Below are 18525 nucleotides of genomic sequence, written 5' to 3'. Positions count from 1 at the left end.
CATCCATGCAGACAAGCGCACACGGAGGATCATCGCCATGGACACGACTTCGCTCTGGCAAGGCACGGCTGCGCGGACGGCCTGCCTGCCCACCCTGCAAACGGACATCGTCGTCGACGTCGCCATCGTCGGCGCCGGCATCACGGGTCTGACGACGGCCATGCGCCTGGTCGAAGCGGGCCGGCGCGTCGCCGTCCTCGAAGCGGACCGGGTGGGCGGCGGCAGTTCCGGCCACTCGACGGGCAATCTGTACGCGCCCGTCGACATGGGCCTCGCCACGCTCGAACGGGAACGCGATGAGGACGCCGTGCGCCAGGTCGTGGCCGGGCGCGCGGCCGCCGTCGACCTGATCGAGGCGACGGTGGCCCGCCTTGGCCTCGAATGCGGCTTCCGGCGCGTGCCGTGGCATCTGATCGCGGCGGACGCGGCGCACGTGCGCGCCATCGAGATCGAGCACGCGGCGGCCGTCCGCGCCGGCCTGCCGGCCCGCCTCATGGACGGCGCCGCGGTCGGCCTGCATCCGGCCGTCGCGCTGGAACGGGCGCTGCGCATCGACGCCCAAGCCCAGTTCCAGCCGCTGGACTACCTGCGCCAGCTGCTGCTGCGCATCGCCGGCGAGAACTGCCTCGTGTTCGAGAACACCCGCGTGCTGGCCGTCGACGATGCCGCCGGCGCCGTCCGCACGGAACAGGGCAGCGTGACCGCCGCCGCCATCGTGCTGGCGACGCACACGCCGGCCGGCATCCACCTCGTCCAGTCGCAGCTGGAGACGGTGCGCGAATACGCGATCGCCGCGCCGCTGCACGACGCCCAGCCGGCGCCCGGCATCTACTGGAGCCTCGGCGCCGACAATCACTCGCTGCGCAGCCACACGGCATTCGGCCGGCCCTACCTGGTCGTCGTCGGCAGCGCGCACCCGGCTGGCGCCGCCGTCGGCGACGAGCGCTACCGCCGCCTCGACGCATTCGCGCGCGACCGCTTTCCCATCGGTCCGGTCGAATACCGCTGGTCGGCGCAGCGCTACCGCGCGCGGGACAAGCTGCCGTTCATCGGCCGCAACGTCGACGCGGCCCGCACATGGATCGCCACCGGCTTCTCGGCCGACGGGCTCGTATACGGCACGCTGGCCGGCATGCTGCTGGCCGACGGCATCCTCGGGCGCGTGCATCCCTGCCACGGCCTGTACGATCCCGCGCGGCTGCTGTCCGGCGGGCGGCCCGACGGATTCAAGCGCGAAAGCACGGGACCGGCCGCACCGGACCGCCTGCCCGAACTCGACGCCATCACGCAGGCGCGGCTGGCGGACCTGCCGCCCTGCCGGAGCCGCAAGATCGCCGTCGGCGGCCAGCCGGTCGCCGTCTACCGCCGCGCGGACGGCGCGCTGCTGGCCGTGGCCGGCAAGTGCTCGCACATGGGATGCGAACTGACCTGGAACGCTGCGGAAACGAGCTGGGATTGCCACTGCCACGGCAGCCGCTTCGGCCCGGACGGACGGGTGCTGGAAGGACCGGCGCTCGCGCCGCTGGGGGCGGCCGCGCTGGCGCCGGGACGGGACACGCCGGCCTGAATGGGGAACGAGAAAAATTTTCCTCCACGAAATTTGATTATCGGCCACGTTTTTTGCTACATTGGCGGTTTTGCCGGGCCGCGAATGCGCGAATCCTCTCTGTTCAAGCAACTGACCGCCAGTTCGATCGTCACCGTCTGCTGCGTGCTCGGTCTGCTGTATTTCGGCCGTGCCGTCCTGGAACCGCTGGCGCTGGCGGTCATCCTGAGCCTGGTCATCGCCCCGCTGATCCGCACCCTGCGCCGCATCGGCCTGGGCCAGCAGCCCGCCACCCTGCTGTCGGTGCTGATGGTCGGCACGTGCGTCATCGGCCTGGGCATCGTTCTCGCCTTCCAGCTCGTCGCGGTGACGGGCGACCTGCCGAAATACCGCGCCGCGATCCGCACCAAGGTGTCGGCCGTGCGCGAACTGACGGAGCGGCCGTTCGCACGCATCGAGGCCGAGATCAGCGCCGTGCAGCCGCAGGAACGCGGCACGGTCAGCGGCCGGCGCGGCATCAACACGGTGACGGTCAGTCCCACGCAGCCGCTCCCGGTCGAGATCCGCCAGCCGCGCCTGACGACGCGCGACTCGCTCGCCCGGCTGTTTTCGATGGCCTGGGGCCCGCTCGGCGAGGCCGGCCTCGTGCTCGTGCTGCTCGTGTTCATCTCGCTGGAACACGAATCGCTGCGCGACCGCCTGATCCGCCTCGCCGGCCAGACCGAGATCAACCGCACGATCCGCACGCTGGGCGACGCGGCCCAGGGCGTCTCGCGCTTCTTCCTGTCGCTGTTCACCGTGAACCTGACGTTCGGCACGCTGATCGGCGTGCTGCTGTGGCTCGCCGGCGTGCCGCACGCGGGCCTGTGGGGCGCGCTGTCCGGCATGATGCGCTTCGTGCCGTATCTCGGCGTGATGGGGGCCGGCGCCGTCATCGCCGTGTTCGTCGCCGCCATCGACCCCGGCTGGCAGCTGGCGCTGTCGTGCATCGCCCTGTTCGTCGCGCTCGAACTGTTCGTCGCCAACGTCGTCGAACCCAAAGTCTATGGCCACACCTCGGGCCTGTCGCCGCTCGCCGTCATCATCTCGGCCGTGTTCTGGGGCGCGATGTGGGGCCCGGTGGGCCTGTTGCTGTCGACGCCGCTGACCCTGTGCTTCGTCGTCGCCGGCCGCCACGTGCGCGGGCTGGAAGCGGTGACGATCCTGCTGGGCGACGCCCCGAACGTCTCCGGCGCCCAGCGGCTGTACCAACGCCTGCTGACGGCCGACAGCGACACGATCGTGCGCGACGCCCACGCCTACCTGCGCCGCGCCAGCTTCGCGCGCTATTGCGACAAGGTGCTGCTGCCGGGCCTCGCGCTGGCCGGCGCCGACATGCGCGCGGGCCGCATCGACGCAGGCCAGATGGAAACCATGCGCGCCGCCATGGGCCGCGTGGCCGCCACGCTGAACCCGGAAGACCGCGCACAAGCGCGCACGCGGCGCCGGCGCGACGTCTCGCTGCTCGACGCCAACCTGGGCGCCTACCTGCGCCAGATGCGCGAAACGCGCCAGGGCCGCTGGCAAGGCTCGCTCGACGTGCCGGCCCACTCCGTCGTCTTGTGCGCCGCCCTCGCGGCGGAACGGGACGAACTGATGAGCGAACTGCTCGTCTCCGCGCTGCGCGACGCGAACATCGACGCGCGCAGCACGCTGATCGGCTCGGCCGACCGTCCGGGGCCGGACAAGGCCGAACTGATTTCGACGGTGATCCTGCCCTACCCCGTGGAAGAACGGCTGGGCGACTGGCTGAACGCGGCCGCGGAACTGCGCACCCATTTGCCGGACGCGCTGCTGGCCACGGTCAAGCTGCCGTTCGACCAGTCGACCGTGCCGCAGCCGACGGTCGAGGAGCACGTCGACATCGTGCTCCGCTCGTTCGAGGAGGCGCTCGCGTTCGTGGCGCCGGAGCGGGCCGCGCGGGGGTGATAGCTAGCTGATTGTGGCTTGACTCGGTGTTCATTATTTGATGTACAATTTCCATGTAGCAATTCAGCAAATACGAATGCTACGGTATATTGTTCAATCGAAGATAAGGAAATGCACATGGTCCAAAACAAGAAACTGGGTGCAGGGCTGGCGCTGGTCGCCGCGCTGATCGGCATGGGTGCGAGTGGGACGGCGGCGGCGCTGCCGGAACTGCAAGTCGGTTCCCATGTCGTACAGGACAGCTCGACCGTTGATGCGCAAGCGCAGCCGGTCGATCAGGCGACCGATGAAGAAAGCGATTCGACCGCCTCCAATGAGGGTGCGGAAATGACTTCCGACTGATTCGATTCCACTACGGCAATTCGATTCGGAAGGCTTCCGCAGTCAGGTCCGGGGGTTTAGCGCCACACAACAGTAGGACCACACCGCTTGGTAAGGCATCTATAGGGCGGGCGTCTCCCGTCCACGGCGTCCGTCGGCTCAGCGCGTCACTTCTAGCTTGCGCCGACGGCGCGCTCGGCTAACAAGACCAAAGCGCCGGCCTATCTATAAATCGACTCGCCGCCGTTTGCCAACCAGGAGTTCCATAACACTCCATCGTTTCAGTCTTGTCCCTGAGCGGCAGACCGAACGACACCCCCAGGCTGCCGCTCCAGCGGTATCGCGCGAGAAAAATTGTTAACGAACCAATCGCAAAATCGCTCCCATTTAGTTGCACTGTCGCTACAATATTGCTGTAAATCATATTTTTCGGTCATGGCGGCTATCATTCCTCCTGAAGCGACCAGGGCACCGGACGTCATTCCCGGACGTCGTCACCCCGAACATTACGAGCTCCGCGCCCGACTGGGCGAAGGTGGCTTCGGCGAGGTTTACGAAGCCTGGGACACACGTCTGCAGCGCAGCGTCGCAATCAAGACGATCCGCCACGGCGGCTCGACAAGGACCGACCTCGTGCGCGAGGCGCGCTTGGCCGCGTCGCTGCGCCACCCGGCTTTCATCAAGGTCCACGCCGTCGAGGACGACGACAGCGGCCAGTTCATCGTCATGGAACTGGTGCATGGCCGCACGCTGAAACAACTATTGCGGGACGCCCCGGTGCCGCTCGCGACGGCGCTCGACTGGGTGGGCCAGGTCGCGGACGCCATGCGCGACGCGCACGCGTCCGGCCTCGTCCATGGCGACATCAAGCCGTCCAACCTCATGGTCGACGACGACGGCCGCGTGCGCATCCTCGACTTCGGCCTGGCGCTGCGTCACGACGCGCTGGCGACCGAGACCGTGTCGCTGGGCTCGAGCGCGTCCGCCGAGCAGGCCGATCCCCAGGGCACGATCGCCTACATGGCACCCGAGCGCCTGCAGGGCGCCACGCCCGATCCGCGCGCGGACGTGTACGCGCTGGGCGTCATCCTGTACGAACTGGCCTGCGGGACGCGGCCGTTCGCGACGCTGCACGGCCTGGCGCTGGCCGCCGCGCTCGTGCAGACCTCGTCCGACGGGTGGGATTATCCGGACAGCCTCGACACCCGGCTGATCGCCTTGATTCGCGCGATGACGGCGCGGCAGGCGGAACAGCGCATCGGGAACATGGACGAGGCGGTCCGGCGGCTGGCTGAACTGACCGGCAAGCCTGGCGCGGCCGCACCGCGCGTCCACGCAGCCCCGGCGCAATCGCTCCTGTCCCGGCGCGCCGTGCGCATCGGTGCCGGTGCGGTACTGGGAATCGCGCTGCTGGGAGGGCTCTGGTGGCAACTGGCGCCCAGGGTCGGCGCGCTCACGCAGGCGCTCGTCCCCTATTCCGAAGCGGTCGAGATGGAGCAGGGCCTGGCCGCGCTCAAACTGCTCGACCTGCCCGGCAGCCTCGAGAACGCGGAGACGCACTTTAACAGGATACTGGAGCGCAGCCCGGACAACGCTGCCGCGGCTGCCGGCATGTCGCTCGTCCATGCACTCCGCTACGGCAGCGATCGACAGGACGAGACATGGCTGCGCAAAGCCGATGCCGACGCACAACAAGCATTGAAACTGAACGATCAACTGGCGCTCGGTCATATCGCTCAAGGTTGGGTTCGCGATATGCAAGGTCGGTGGGACGACGCGCTCGCGGCTTACGGGCGTGCCTTGCACCTTGATCCATCGAATTTTTTCGCTTGGTACGGCAAGGTGGAAGCCCTTCGGCACGCAAGGCGCTATCCCGAGGCCCGCGCCAACATCGCGGAGGCAATACGCCGCTTTCCGCACGAACGCGTCTTCCTCGATGCGTTGGGTTCCGTGTATTACGAGCAGTCCGATCTACGGTCGGCCGAAGAAGCTTTTCGCCGGAGCATTGCGTTGCAACCGGATGCGGTGAGATCTTATGCCAATCTGACCACCGTCCTGATGCGGCAGAACCGCAACGACGACGCATTACGCGTACTGCAACAAGGCCTGCAAGTTCGTCCAAGTGCCAATCTATATTCGAATCTCGGCAATATCCTGTTCCGTCGTGGCGACTATGTCGGCGCGGCCGAGGCTTTCGAAAACGCTGTCTCTCCGACCCGTGGCGCTCCCGGCTCCTACTTGAATTGGGCCAACCTGGGCGACACGCTGCTGTGGATACCCGGCCGCTCCGAGGAAGCGCGCAAGGCCTATGACAAGGCACGCGACCTGCTGGCCGAACAACTTGTGCGCTCACCGAACGATGTCCTGCTCGTCTCGCGCATGGGTCTGTATGCGGCCAGATCCGGCCACGCTGACGAGGCGCGCAAATTGATCATGCGGGCCCTTACGCTGGCCCCGATGACTGCCGACGTTCAATTCCGTGCCGGCTTCGCCTATGAGCTGCTTGGCGACCGGAAGCAGGCGCTCGCGGCAATCGCCAAGGCCCTGCGCCTCGGCTATCCGGTCAAGTACGTGGAGGCCGAGCCAGACCTGGTTGCGCTGCGTCGCGACCCCGAATATCACGCCAACTGATTCCGACTCATCCCGATCGATCGCAGTCCAACTTTCAACCGAAAGGAGCATCATGCCGCAACAAACACATCAACTCCTGGTTACCTATGTCGAGGGTCAGACCCTGGCCACTTGGAGCCTCGACGGCGTCGCCCAACAGGAAGGGGACCAGTTCAAGGTCCAGCCGGGCGACAAGATCGCATTCCAGTTCGACGGTCCGGGTGACATCGCGGAATGCGTACTGATCAGTGGCCAGATGCAGAGCAGTTGCCACGGCAGCTCCCCGTTCATCGAGGGCAATCGGATCAACCTCAAGGCACACTCCACCGTCAACGTCGGGCAGCAGCAGGGCTTATGGGGGTTCACCGTGTCGTTCTCCGCACACAACGGTGACGGAACCACTTCGTTCTACTATCTTCCGGATCCCGAGGTGGATGTCGGCACCCTGCCGCCGCTGGGCGACTGATCCCTTCCTTCAGTGCGGCGTCAGGCCGTCTGCCGCCAGCCGCCGCACTTCCCGCCGCAACGACTCCGTCGGCGTCTTGAGCACGACCGCGCAGCGCGCGACATCCCCGTCGCACGCCGCCAACGCCCGCTCGATCTCCTCGGCCGGAATCCGCTCGGCCCAGCGGATCTCGCCGTGGCCGTCGAGCAGCTTGTACATCGTGGGCCGCGAGATGCCGAGGGCGCGCGCCGCGGCCTGGATGTTCCAATCGTTGGCGGCCATCGCGTCGAGCACGTCGGCATCCGTCAGCTCGGACGGCTTGCGGCGCGGCGGTTCGGGTGACGCGGACGCGGGCGCCGGTGCGGAAGCCGCCGGCGCGACGGCGTCCGGTGCTGGCATCAGGCGCGCGGCGCTGCCCGACGGCGCCGGCGTCAAGCGCACCAGTTGCTCGAGCTGCGGCGCGCCGCCGTGCTCGACCAGCAGCGCCGCGCGCCGCAGCGTGTGCCCCAGTTGGCGGATGTTGCCGGGCCAGTCGAAGCAGGCAATCTCCACCACCAGTTCCACCGGCAGCACCGGCTGGGCGCCATGCGCCTGCAGCAGGTGCACGATCAGGACGCCGATATCTTCGCGCCGTTCGCGCAGCGGCGGCAGCTGGATCGCGAAGCCTTCCAAGCGGCGCAGCAGCGCCTGGTTGAACGCGGCCGCGTCCAGGTCCTGGTCGGTCGCGGCGATCAGGCGCGCGCTCGACTTGCGGTCCTGGCTCGCGCCCAGCGGGCGGTAGTCGCCGCCTTCCAGCACGCGCAGCAGCATCGGCTGGACACTCGGCGGCGCATTCCCGATCTCGTCGAGGAACAAGGTGGCGCCGTCCGCTTCCGCGAACAAACCCTTGCGTTCCTGCGCGCCCGTGTAGGCGCCGCGCGCGGCGCCGAACAGTTCGGCGGCCGCCAGCGATTCGTTCAAGGCCGCCATGTTCACGGCCACCAGCCGCGTCTGCGCCCGTTGGCCCAGCGCGTGGATGGCGCGCGCCGCGATTTCCTTGCCGGTGCCCGTTTCGCCCAGCAGCAGCACGGGGATGTCCGTCGGCGCCACCATGCGGATCTGGTCGCGCAGCCCGATCGCGGCCGCGCCCACGCCGACGAGGCCCGGCACCGGGTTGTGCTTGGGCAGGCAGTTCATCCAGTGCAGGCACAGCACGACGGCGCGGCCCAGCATCAGGATCTGGCCGCGCGCGACCTCGGCCGCGTCGAACCGCACCTGGCCCGCCGCCGCCCGGCCGTTCAATTCGACCGGCATCCGGGTCGCCGGCAGGTGCAGGACGACGCCGTCGCCGTCGCGCACGATCCGCACGGGGTCGCGCGAGATCGTGCCGTGGCCGAGCGGCAGCCCGGCCTGGCCCGGCCGGTAGAACAACGGCCCGTAGCGGTTCACTTCCAGCGCGCCGGGATCGCCGACGAATTGTTCGCCGATGCGCGCCGGGTCCGGATGCCAGAGGATCGTCAGCGCGAGCAGCGGCCGGGACGGAAGGCCCTGGGCGGACAGCTGTAATGTCTGGGTGTATTCGGTGGAATCGCTCATGTGCGGTACGTCAAGGAATGCGCGCTTTACATGTAAAACAACATGGCAATTTTACACTCAGAAACACGGGAAGGGCCGAAAACAGGACGGCGATCCCCTCCGAGGACGGCCAATCCGCCTGGCACGCCGTTTGCATTACTAGTACTGCCGCCATCGGGGCGGCGTCACTTTGCGAACGTACCATGACACTCAACTGCGCTTCCTCGCCCATCCAGCCCTTCGACGCCCGCGTCATGCTCGACGTGCACAACCTGAAAGCCCTGCGCCTGCGCCGCGGCGGACGCGAGGTCTTGTCGGAACAGTTCCAGGAACGCCGCCAATGCCTCACGCGCGCCGCCATCAAGCGGGCCGAGTCCGGCCGTACCGTCCCCTACCGCACCGTGCGCCACCTGGCCGCGTTCTACGGCATCGGCGTCGAGTCGCTGATCGATGCCGCGCCGGACCACCAGGCGCCGCCCGCGCGCCCGGCGCCGGACCCGTGGGACGTCGAGCGCCTGCAATGCCGGGCCGTCATCGACGCCGTGCACGCCGTCGGCCAGGGACGGGTCATCGACGTGCAGGGCGTGGCCGGTGCCGGCAAGTCGCACCTGCTCGCCTTCGGCGCCAGCGACGCCCGCGCCCGCGGCTATGTCTGCGTCGTGCTCGACGGCGGCAGCGCCGGGCAACCCGCCGCCCACACCGCCACGAGCCTGATGCTCGCCCTCCTCGGCCTGGACCGCCCCGCCGCCCCCGGCGACGCGCCCCTGGCCGACCGCATACGCGAACGCTGCGCCGCGCTGGCCCTGCCGCCGGTTCACGTCGACGCCTGCGTCAGCCTCATCGACGATGTCCCGGAATGGCCCCTGCCCGCCACCCAGCTGCTGCAGACGGCCGCCCTGTGCGCGCTGATCCAGCACCGGGTCCAGCACAACGGCGGCAACCAGCCGCTGCTCATCTGCATCGACGACCTCCAGTGCGCCGACTGGCAACTCGCCATGATCCTCAACGTGGCCGTGCCGGCCACGCTCGACTACCCCGTGCTGTGGATGTTCGCCACGCGCCTGGAACCGGGCCCGATGCGGCGTCCCCTCGGCGTGCGCATGGACGCGCTGGCCCGTACCACGCTGCACCTCGCGCCCCCGGCCACGCGCGCGGGCCGCGCCGACGCCGGCGGCGTCCATCGTCTGGACCGCAGCAGCGCCTAGCGCGCGGGCGACATGCGCCGGTCCGGCAACACGCGCCTGTCGTGCTCGGCCGCGGCGGTCCGTCCCAAGGCGCGCATCCGCACGCCGAGCGCAAGCAGCAGCACGCCCGTGACGAAGGCATACAGGCTCACGAACCACACGAGCGCCACGGCACCGGCGCCCGGCCGGGCGAACACGAGGGCGCCGAACACGATCGAGGCCAGACCCGCCAGCGCCAGCATCCACTCGCCGGCGATAGCCCGGCGCAGGCGGATCGCGGCGAGGATGTCGAGCACGCCGACGACGAGCGCGTTCGCGCCCATGATCAGCACGAGCAGGAGCGCCGTCGCGGCCGGATGGTAGGCCGCCACCAGGCCGGCGCCGATGCTGACCAGGCCGAGGATCACGGCATCCCAGCGCATCTCCCCGCCCGTGCGGTGACGCAGCGCCCCGGCCAGAGACGCGATGCCGCCCAGGATCGCATAGGCGGCAAACAGCGCGACCAGGGTCAGCAGCGTCAGCCCCGGCCAGGCAACGGCCAGGACCGCGAACACGATGCCGAGCAGTCCGCGCAGGGCGGGAACCCACCATGAACGCACAAATATGTTTTCCATGACAATCTCCCGGGCCGACAGGGCGGCCGTCCTGAGATTGGATCGGCCGCCACGTCGACGGTTCCGCGCCCGGGACAGACCTGCGTCAAGGCCGGCTAACCGTGCGTCCCGCAGGATGCGCGCGTACAGCACGGCGTTCACGCCCAGGACGGCGGCGGCCAGCAGCCATTGCGTGCCGCGCGTGAGGCCGGCGGGATAGATCAGCGCGACGAGGTAATGGTCGACGAAGCCGCCGGCGTAGCCCGCCGTCCCGGCCAGCAGCCGCAAGCGGTTCTCGAGGGCGGTCAACGGGCAGGCGCCGCCCATGACCTCGATGGCGATCCCCCACGCGACGGCGGCCACGTGCAGCGGCCACAGGCGGCGCCGGCGCACGACGAGCGCCGCGCCGGCCATGACGAACAGGATGAAACCGAGGTGCAGCAGCAGCACCGCGGCGGCGAGTACGCGATAGATCATCGGCGTGGCTCCGTGCGGCCGGGTGCTCCATGTTACGCCCCGCGCACGACTGATTCATGTCAAACGCATATCCGGGTGCCCCCCTAAGCTCCACCTGAACCGCCGGACCGCCATCCGGCCGCACCGAGGAGATCGCCATGACACAACGCGCAATACCCCCGACTCCGCGCACGGACGGGCGCCGGTCGGCCCTGCGGCATGCCCTGGCCGGCATCGCCGCCCTGCTCTTCGTCGCCTGCGCCTTGCCGGCGGCCACCGCAGGGGCCGCGCAAGCGTCGCGCACCGCCACCCCGGCGTCCGCCAAGACCGCTCACGCCGGGAGCAGCGACACCGCCACGCGGCGCCAGCAGACGGCCGTCAAGCACGTCAGCGATGCCGTCGGCGTCGTGAACAGGATGAGCGCGGAGCCGGGCATGCCGGCGTTGCTGGCCCGCGCCCGCGGCGTCTTCATCGTGCCCACCTACGGCCGCGCGGCGCTGGGTGTCGGCGGGGCCGGCGGCGCGGGGGTGCTGATGGTCAGGCGCACGGACGGCACGTGGGGCAATCCGGCGTTCTTCAACATTGGCGGACTGAGCATCGGCATCCAGGCCGGCGCGGAAGGCGGGCCGCTGGCCCTGCTCCTGATGAACCAGAAGGCCGTGGACAGCTTCCGCAACCGCAACAATTTCTCGCTCAGCGCCGACGCCGGCCTAACCGTCGTGAACTTCGCGCGCATGGCACAAGGCTCGACGGCGGGCGACGTCGTCGTCTGGTCCGGCAGCAAAGGCCTGTTCGGCAACGCGGCCACGGTCGGCATCAACGACGTCCACTACAACCAGCGGCTCACGGAGGCGTATTACGGCAAGCCGACGACGGCGCCGCAGGCCATCGACAGCACGGAGATCAACGCCCAGGCGGACGCGCTGCGCAAGGTGCTCGGCAGTCCGCCGGCGCCGGCTGGAGCCGGCACCGGCAAGGGCGGCGCACGCTAGGGCACGGGGCCATGCGCTCCCTGCATGCACCGTCCCGCGTGACGACCGCCGGCGCACCGTGGCGGACGCGGTACGGCCACGCGCCCGCCCGCGGCGACTTCAGGCCCGGATGCGGCGCCGGACCGCCATCAGGCCGCCGGCCAGCGCCATCAGCAGCAGCGTGGACGGCTCCGGCACCGCGCGCACGGTACTGAACGCATTGTCCGGCGCGGCGGTGAGGCCGCTGCCGACTACCGCCTCGGGATGCAGGTCGATGCTGCCCAGGTTGCCGTCGACGCCCAGATAGTGCGTGTCGTCGAACACGGACCAGCTGAACGTGCTGCCGTCCACGCCGGCGCCGAACAAGAAGCTGACGTCGAAGGTGAAATGGCCGCCCAACTGGATCGCCTGGAACCAGTCGCCGCCGCCGCCATCGTTCGTGAACGTCAGCGTGCCGGTCGGGCCGGCCGTCACCGATCCGGACGCGACCGGGATGCCCAGCAGCGCGCCGGCCAGGTTGTCGACGGTCGCGCTGGCCGGCGTGGCGCCGTCGACGCCGAGGAAATCGAGGCCGAGATACGCCATGCCGGTGCCGAGCGTGGACGTGTCGATGTCGACGTGGTGGTAAGGCACGGCCAGCGCCGTGCCGGCCCACAGGCACATCCAGGTGGCGGCCAGCAGGCGGGCCGCGCGGTGCTTCATGGATTGCATATCGGTCTCCTAGTATTTGACGTTGATGAGTTGCGGCGTGTACCCGATCGCGGCCCGGGCCGGATTCGAGAACGTCGTCGTCACGGTCGCCGACTGTCCCGGCGCCAGTTCGGCTGCGCCCAGGGTGATGTAGGGCACGCCGTCCTGCACGCCCGTCGCATTGTCGAGCGTGACGCCGCTCGTCAGGCCGCCGAGCCGGAACTGCAGCGGGCCGGGAAGCGCCGCCGTGCCCGTGTTCGTGATCGTCACGGTGCCGGTGTACTTCTGCGTGAAGCGGTTCATGGTCAGGCCGGAACGAGCGATGCGCACGCTGCCCGTCACGTCCACGGGCGACAACAGGTCGTAGCGCGTGCCGTAGAAACGGAACTCACCATAGGACGAAATGCCCGGATACGCCGGATCGGTGGGCGGCCCCGGATCGTCCACGCGCACCATGAAATAGCGGAAGCGCTTGTCCTCCAGGCCCGGCAGCACGGGAATGACTTCCATCTGGAAGTTCTGGCCGCTCGTGTCGGTCGTCTCGCGGCTCGTGAGCAGCGTCCAGTTCACGTTGTCGTTCGACCCGTACACATTGGCCCCCTGCGAGCGGTTGGCGAACATGTAGCGCGCCTGGATGCCGAACGCGCCCACGGACACGCGGTAGTTCTCGCCGAAGTCCATATAGATCGGCGCGCGCAGGTCGCCGGAATAACTGTTGTAGTTGCCGTCGACGAGCAGGGCCGGACGGTCGGCGCCGAAGCCGGTGGTCGTCACCATGTTCTTGCTCCAATCGAGGCTGCCGTCGGACGCGACGCGTGGATTGACCAGCTCGAGCTTGCGCACGGCCGCCTGCACGGCCTTGAGCAGGGCCGGGAAATCGGCGTCGGACACGCTCGTCATCGACGCCTGCAGCGGCGCCAGTTCGGCCTTGAACGTGGCCAGCGACGGCGTCGTGTACGCGGCGGACGGGTCGTAGCCTTCGAGCGCGGCCTGGAACGCGGAGGCGCGGTCCGGCTGGACGTTCAGGCGCGCCGTCATCGTGCTGATGGCGACGCCGTCCGTCGCGGCGACGACGACGTCGTGCACGCCGACCTGGTCCGCTGCGGGCGTCCAGTCGAACGCGCCGCTCGACGCGCTCACGATCGCGCCCGCGGGCAGCTTGACGCCTTCGTACGTCACGCTGTCGGCCGCGTTCGCGTCCGTGGCGACGTAGTCCGCGTGATAGGGCATGCCCTGCACGACGATCTCCGTCACGGGGAACACGGGCATGGCAAAGCGCGGCGGCGTGAGCTGGCTAGGGGCGGCCATGTTCACGTAATCCACGTCCACCGCGGTGCCCTCGGGCCCGGAGAAGGTGAAGAACATGATGTTGTCGCCCAGCCAGCGGTTGCCGATGGCGGCCGCCGACGTGTCGGGCACGATGTAGCGCCATTGGCCGTGCGTGTCGGGCACCGTCATCAGCGACCACGGGCTCGCGTCGCGGGCGGCGGCGGCCGACAAGGTCACCGGCCCGGTGGTGCGGACCATGATGCCGACGGGCGCGTACTGCGAGCGGTTCGCGTACTGCACGTCGTGGAACACGATCGTCGCGCCGCCCGGCGTGACGGCGGCGTGGCCGAACGTGCGGTCGCCTTCCGTCTGCATCGCCCAGGTGCCGCCCTCGAAGACCGACTTGCGTTCCGTCTCCAGGATGCCCGGTGTACTCGGCGGCGGCGCCACGCCCGTCAATGCCTGCGGCAAGGTCAGGAAGGCCGTCGGTCCCATGTCCTTGTTGTTGGGCGTCGCCCGGCCCCACGGGATGGCGGGACCGTTGGCGTGGCGCGCGGCCGTCGCCAGGTAAGGCGCTTCCGCGTCGACGTCGACGCCCTCCACGTATTTGTAGGTGTTGTAGATCTCGGCGATGGCATCCACCTCGTACAGGCGGCCGCGGTAGGACGGCGCGATGCCGGACGTGCCGCCCGTCGTGTCGGCCCACGGCGTGTCGTAGCCGAGCATGTACTGGGCGTACGCGTTCGCACCGCGCAGCAGGCGGTCGTCGCCGAAGCGGTAGACGCTGACGGCATCGGTGCCGGTGGACGGCTTGCCCGTGAACGGATCGACTTTCGTGCCCTGGGCAGTCACCAGGCGCAGCAGGCCGCCCAGGATATCGACGTTGTCGCCCGCATGGGCCCCGTCGCGCGACATTTCCTGGATCTCCCAGAACGTGTGGCCGGTCTTGTTGAGCGGGTCGTCCGCGCCGATCCGGGCGATCGCCGACATCAGCGCGCCGTTGATGTCCTGGCGCGTCGACGTCGAGTTCACCGTCAGCCATTCTACGCTTTCGTCGTAGCGGGCGCGGTTGTCCGTGAAGATCGCGCCGGCGATCCGGCCCACGAGCGAATACTGTTGCTGGTTCCTGAACCGCTCGTTACTGGAGAAGAAGGTGCGCTCCATCGGATCGATCAGGTTGTCCTTGAGCTTCTGCGTGTCGGTGTCCGTCCACGCGAGCGGATAGTCGGTGTACGTCGGATCGGCCGGCGTGTAGCGCATGATCTCGGCGGCCATCAGCATGCGCGACAGCGGCACGCCGTTGTGGATATGCGCGTCCGGGAAGTACGCATACCCGTCCGGGTTCATATTGCTCCACGTGCGCAGGATGCGCATCGCGTTGCGCCGGTACTCGTTGCGGCCCGTGACGTAATACAGAATCGCCTGCGTCAGCGCGCCCTGCGAATCGTTGATCATGCGCGTCTGCGCCGTGCTGCCGTTGTAGTTCGGCGTGTTCGGCGTGTCGACCTTGGTCGAATCCCGGTTCGTGGGCTGCAGGTTGATGCTCGCGTAATTGCAGCACACCGTGGACAGGATGTCGTAGTACGTCTTGTACGGCTCGACGTCGGCGCGGATCTGCTGGCGTACGTATTCCAGCTGCTCGGGCGTGAAGCCCAGGTCGGGATGGCGGAAACCGGCGCTGCTGACCACCGGTTGGGCCATCGGCGTGGCGACATACGGCACGGCTTGGGCACCGCCGCCTGGCAACGCCAGCGCCCCCGCCAATGTCAGTACCACGATCTGCTCTTTCGCGTTGCGGCGCAACGCCTTCCACCTCGGATGTGAATGGTTATTCATGGTTGTCCTTATTTTGCTAACCAAATCGATGTGATGCCGTCGACGACACGGTCTCCTCTGCACTGTTGTGTTATCGATAGCGAGGCGATCGTATCACGAGGACAATAAAAGCGAAGGAAATTTGTTATCGTTACCGACACATGTTGTATTTGCGATAAAACACTTATGCATATGACATTCCGGTGGCCGAATTGGGCCTCGCGCAAAAATATATTGATCAATACGATAAGTTTTGTTATCGTTAACTTGCGCTGTAACGGCAATGCCGAAACCGCGATCTCCTTGCGGGCACGTTCCAGGCCCGTATTCGACCTGCCTCTCGCTGGGGGCAGGTTTTTTTTTGCCCGGCCCCGGCGGTGCAAATTTGACTTTTCGAAATACCCTGATATCATTGTTATCGATAACCGCAGACCGATAACGAACGACGAGGAGAGACCAGTGTTCGAGAAGACGTATTACGCCACCCACCCGGACATGATGGCCGGCACCAGCAACGATCAGCTGCGCCAGCGCTACCTGATCGACCGCATGTTCGCCCAGGACGCCGTCACCCTGAACTATTGCCACGACGAGCGTTTCGTCATCGGCGGCGCCGCGCCCGTCCGCGGTCCGGTCGCCCTGCCCGTCCAGACCGAGCCCGCGTCCACCGCGGGCCAGCCGTTCCTCGCCCGGCGCGAGCTGGGCATCATCAACGTGGCGGGCGGCGCGGGCCGCGTCACCGTCGACGGCCAGGCGTTCGACCTGGCGCCGCGCGACGGCCTGTACGTCCCGATGGGGAGCAGCAACGTCGTGTTCGAATCGCTGGACGCCGCCAACCCGGCCCGTTTCTACCTCGCGTCGACGCCGGCGCACGTGCGCTGCGAACTGACCAAGATCACGCATGCCGAGGCGATCCCGCTGGAACGCGGCAGCGCCGCGACGTCGAACGAACGGACGATCTACCAGTACGTGATCCCGGGCGTGTGCAAATCGGCCCAGCTGCTGCTGGGCCTCACGATCCTCAAGACGGGCAGCGTCTGGAACACGATGCCGCCGCACGTGCACGAACGCCGCTCCGAGGTCTATTTCTATTTCGACCTGCAGGACGACCAGCGCGTCTTCCACTTCATGGGCGAACCGGATGCCGCGCGCCACATCGTCGTCGCCAACGAGCAGGCCGTCGTGTCGCCGCCGTGGTCGATCCACATGGGGTCCGGCACCGCCAACTATGCCTTCATCTGGGCGATGGGCGGCGAAAACCTCGACTACACGGACATGAAGGTCCTGGACATCTGCCAGCTCAAGTGAGGAATCCCATGCTCGACCTCTTCAACCTCGCGGGACGCACGGCGCTCGTGACCGGCGCCAACACGGGACTCGGCCAGGGCATCGCCATCGCGCTCGCCGCGGCCGGCGCCGACATCGTGGCGGTCGGCCGCAGCGCCGCCGACGAGACGCGCGACCGCGTGACGGCCCTGGGCCGCCGCTTCCTGGACGTGCGCGCGGACCTGTCGGCCACTAGCCCGGTGCGCGAAGCCGTCGACGCCGCCATCAAGTTCAACGGGCGGCTCGACATCGTCGTCAACAACGCGGGCATCATCCGCCGCGCCGACAGCCTCGACGTCGAGGAAGCGGACTGGGACGCCGTGCTCGACACCAACCTGAAATCCGTGTTCTTCCTGGCGCAGGCCGCGGCGCGCCACATGGCCGCGCACGGCGGCGGCAAGATCGTCAACATCGCGTCGCTGCTGTCGTTCCAGGGCGGCATCCGCGTGCCGGCCTACGCGGCCAGCAAGAGCGCCGTCGCCGGGCTCACGCGGGCGCTGGCCAACGAGTGGGCCGCGCAAGGCATCAACGTGAACGCGATCGCGCCCGGCTACTTCGACACCAACAACACGGCCGCGCTGCGCGCCGATCCCGTGCGCGAGCCGGCGATCCTCGCCCGCATCCCGGCCGGCCGCTGGGGCCAGCCGCAGGACCTGGCCGGCGCCGCCGTGTTCCTGGCGAGCCGCGCGAGCGACTACGTCCACGGCATCGTGCTGCCCGTCGACGGCGGCTGGCTCGCCCGATGAGCGCGCATCCCGACCTGCCGGGCCGCATCGTCTGCTTCGGCGAGATCCTGCTGCGCCTCGCCGCGCCGCCGGGCCGCATACCGCTGCAGACGCCGGCCTTCGACGCCGGCACCGACGGCGCGGAAGCCAACGTCGCCGTCGCGCTCGCGCTGCTCGGCCACCGCGCCGCGATGGTCAGCGTCCTGCCGGACAACCCGCTCGGCCGCGCGGCCCTCGACGGCCTGCGCGCCCACGGCGTCGACACGGCCGGCATCCGCCTGCAGCCGGGCCGCATGGGCCTCTACTTCCTCGACCCCGGCGCGGGCAAGCAGCCCACCGACATCATCTACGACCGCGCCGGCTCGGCCTATGCGCTGGCCGACCCCGACCTGTACGACTGGTCCGCGCTGCTGGACGGCGCCGCCTGGCTGCACGTCTCGGGCATCGCGCCGGCCGTGGGCGACGGCCCGGCGCAGGCCGTGCTGACCGCGATGCGCGCGGCCCGCGCGCGCGGCGTGCGCGTGGCGTTCGACGGCAGTTACCGGGCGCCCCTGTGGGCGGAACGGGGCCAGGACGGCGCGCCGCTGCTGCTCGAGGCCATGCGCCAGGCGGACGCGCTGTTCGCCGGCCCGCGCGACATCGCCCTCGTGCTGGGCCGCCCCGAACTCGCCGACCCGGCGCGCGACGCCGAGGTGGCCCGCACCGCGTTCGCCGCCTTCCCGAACCTGACGCTGCTCGCGTGGACGCGCGGCGTGCAGCACGGCGCCGGCAACCACGAACTGTCGGCCGTGCTGCACACGCGCACGAAATCCGTCACGGGCGGCAGCTACCGCCTGTCCGGCACCGTCGACCGCATCGGCACGGGCGACGCCTTCGCCGCCGGCGTGCTGCACGGGCTGCAGACCGATATGGAACCGGCCGACGTGGCCGGGTTCGCGCTGGCCGCGGCCGCGTTGAAGCACGCGGTCACGGGCGACGTCAACCCCGCGCGCGCCGAACGGATCGGCGCCGCGCACACCGGAGCCCACGATGCGCGCCGCTGACTACCGGAG

Annotated in this window: 14 protein-coding genes; 10 read left to right on the top strand and 4 right to left on the bottom strand. The window is 68.8% G+C overall.

Features of this window, described 5'->3' with window-relative positions; translation table 11 throughout:
- The first annotated feature begins 37 nt into the window (after positions 1-37).
- From ISF28_RS01625 to ISF28_RS01605, 5 genes are all read left to right on the top strand, one after another.
- Entirely contained in the window at positions 38-1567 is a 1530-nt protein-coding gene (locus ISF28_RS01625) for an FAD-dependent oxidoreductase (RefSeq protein WP_198115387.1), read from the top strand.
- Positions 1568-1651: 84 nt separating this feature from the next.
- Positions 1652-3514, top strand: a complete 1863-nt coding sequence (locus ISF28_RS01620) for an AI-2E family transporter (RefSeq protein WP_198115386.1) — start codon at positions 1652-1654, stop codon at positions 3512-3514.
- Between the two features lie 117 nt (positions 3515-3631).
- The gene (locus ISF28_RS01615; RefSeq protein WP_198115385.1) at positions 3632-3856 is read left to right on the top strand and encodes a hypothetical protein; all 225 of its coding nucleotides are present in this window, start codon (positions 3632-3634) and stop codon (positions 3854-3856) included.
- A gap of 414 nt (positions 3857-4270) precedes the next feature.
- Entirely contained in the window at positions 4271-6466 is a 2196-nt protein-coding gene (locus tag ISF28_RS01610) for a serine/threonine-protein kinase (protein WP_198115384.1), read from the top strand.
- Between the two features lie 52 nt (positions 6467-6518).
- The gene (locus ISF28_RS01605) at positions 6519-6911 is read left to right on the top strand and encodes a hypothetical protein (protein ID WP_198115383.1); all 393 of its coding nucleotides are present in this window, start codon (positions 6519-6521) and stop codon (positions 6909-6911) included.
- A gap of 9 nt (positions 6912-6920) precedes the next feature.
- Here ISF28_RS01605 and ISF28_RS01600 read toward each other — a convergent pair whose 3' ends face one another.
- On the bottom strand, positions 6921-8465 hold the full coding sequence (locus ISF28_RS01600; protein WP_198115382.1) for a sigma 54-interacting transcriptional regulator: 1545 nt from the start codon (positions 8463-8465) through the stop codon (positions 6921-6923).
- 182 nt (positions 8466-8647) lie between these two features.
- Here ISF28_RS01600 and ISF28_RS01595 point away from each other — a divergent pair, with 182 nt between their 5' ends.
- Positions 8648-9649: an AAA family ATPase gene (locus ISF28_RS01595; RefSeq protein WP_198115381.1), complete on the top strand. Its 1002-nt coding sequence runs from the start codon at positions 8648-8650 to the stop codon at positions 9647-9649.
- On the opposite strand, the gene ISF28_RS30985 is transcribed toward ISF28_RS01595, so the two are convergent.
- Positions 9646-10698: a DUF2784 family protein gene (locus ISF28_RS30985; RefSeq protein ID WP_307727413.1), complete on the bottom strand. Its 1053-nt coding sequence runs from the start codon at positions 10696-10698 to the stop codon at positions 9646-9648. The genes ISF28_RS01595 and ISF28_RS30985 overlap by 4 nt on opposite strands.
- Positions 10699-10835: 137 nt before the next feature.
- Here ISF28_RS30985 and ISF28_RS01580 point away from each other — a divergent pair, with 137 nt between their 5' ends.
- Positions 10836-11669, top strand: coding sequence for a lipid-binding SYLF domain-containing protein (locus ISF28_RS01580; protein WP_198115380.1), 834 nt, complete (start codon positions 10836-10838; stop codon positions 11667-11669).
- Between the two features lie 99 nt (positions 11670-11768).
- Here ISF28_RS01580 and ISF28_RS01575 read toward each other — a convergent pair whose 3' ends face one another.
- A complete protein-coding gene (locus ISF28_RS01575; RefSeq protein ID WP_198115379.1) occupies positions 11769-12359 on the bottom strand; it encodes an NF038129 family PEP-CTERM protein in 591 nt (196 codons plus the stop codon).
- 9 nt (positions 12360-12368) lie between these two features.
- The gene (locus ISF28_RS01570; RefSeq protein WP_198115378.1) at positions 12369-15443 is read right to left on the bottom strand and encodes a putative Ig domain-containing protein; all 3075 of its coding nucleotides are present in this window, start codon (positions 15441-15443) and stop codon (positions 12369-12371) included.
- Between the two features lie 438 nt (positions 15444-15881).
- Here ISF28_RS01570 and kduI point away from each other — a divergent pair, with 438 nt between their 5' ends.
- The 3 genes from kduI to ISF28_RS01555 are packed head-to-tail and all read left to right on the top strand — an operon-like array spanning position 15882 to position 18516.
- Positions 15882-16730: a 5-dehydro-4-deoxy-D-glucuronate isomerase gene (kduI, locus tag ISF28_RS01565; protein ID WP_370663370.1), complete on the top strand. Its 849-nt coding sequence runs from the start codon at positions 15882-15884 to the stop codon at positions 16728-16730.
- A gap of 8 nt (positions 16731-16738) precedes the next feature.
- Positions 16739-17494: a 2-dehydro-3-deoxy-D-gluconate 5-dehydrogenase KduD gene (gene kduD / locus ISF28_RS01560; RefSeq protein WP_198115377.1), complete on the top strand. Its 756-nt coding sequence runs from the start codon at positions 16739-16741 to the stop codon at positions 17492-17494.
- Positions 17491-18516: a sugar kinase gene (locus ISF28_RS01555; protein ID WP_198115376.1), complete on the top strand. Its 1026-nt coding sequence runs from the start codon at positions 17491-17493 to the stop codon at positions 18514-18516. The genes kduD and ISF28_RS01555 overlap by 4 nt, the downstream gene beginning before the upstream one ends.
- The last annotated feature ends 9 nt before the right edge of the window (positions 18517-18525 follow it).

The sequence above is a fragment of the Massilia rhizosphaerae genome (assembly GCF_016093545.1).
Taxonomy (GTDB): Bacteria; Pseudomonadota; Gammaproteobacteria; order Burkholderiales; family Burkholderiaceae_D; genus Telluria; species Telluria rhizosphaerae.
The sequence above is the reverse complement of the archived record's forward strand: the minus strand, read 5'-3'. Positions and strand labels throughout refer to the sequence as shown.

Excerpts from the sequence above, each read along its gene's own strand:
- ISF28_RS01625 (WP_198115387.1), top strand. The coding sequence starts at position 38 with ATGGACACGACTTCGCTCTGGCAAGGCACGGCTGCGCGGACGGCCTGC.
- ISF28_RS01620 (WP_198115386.1), top strand. The coding sequence starts at position 1,652 with ATGCGCGAATCCTCTCTGTTCAAGCAACTGACCGCCAGTTCGATCGTC.
- ISF28_RS01615 (WP_198115385.1), top strand. The coding sequence starts at position 3,632 with ATGGTCCAAAACAAGAAACTGGGTGCAGGGCTGGCGCTGGTCGCCGCG.
- ISF28_RS01610 (WP_198115384.1), top strand. The coding sequence starts at position 4,271 with ATGGCGGCTATCATTCCTCCTGAAGCGACCAGGGCACCGGACGTCATT.
- ISF28_RS01605 (WP_198115383.1), top strand. The coding sequence starts at position 6,519 with ATGCCGCAACAAACACATCAACTCCTGGTTACCTATGTCGAGGGTCAG.
- ISF28_RS01600 (WP_198115382.1), bottom strand. The coding sequence starts at position 8,465 with ATGAGCGATTCCACCGAATACACCCAGACATTACAGCTGTCCGCCCAG.
- ISF28_RS01595 (WP_198115381.1), top strand. The coding sequence starts at position 8,648 with ATGACACTCAACTGCGCTTCCTCGCCCATCCAGCCCTTCGACGCCCGC.
- ISF28_RS30985 (WP_307727413.1), bottom strand. The coding sequence starts at position 10,698 with ATGATCTATCGCGTACTCGCCGCCGCGGTGCTGCTGCTGCACCTCGGT.
- ISF28_RS01580 (WP_198115380.1), top strand. The coding sequence starts at position 10,836 with ATGACACAACGCGCAATACCCCCGACTCCGCGCACGGACGGGCGCCGG.
- ISF28_RS01575 (WP_198115379.1), bottom strand. The coding sequence starts at position 12,359 with ATGCAATCCATGAAGCACCGCGCGGCCCGCCTGCTGGCCGCCACCTGG.
- ISF28_RS01570 (WP_198115378.1), bottom strand. The coding sequence starts at position 15,443 with ATGAATAACCATTCACATCCGAGGTGGAAGGCGTTGCGCCGCAACGCG.
- kduD (WP_198115377.1), top strand. The coding sequence starts at position 16,739 with ATGCTCGACCTCTTCAACCTCGCGGGACGCACGGCGCTCGTGACCGGC.
- ISF28_RS01555 (WP_198115376.1), top strand. The coding sequence starts at position 17,491 with ATGAGCGCGCATCCCGACCTGCCGGGCCGCATCGTCTGCTTCGGCGAG.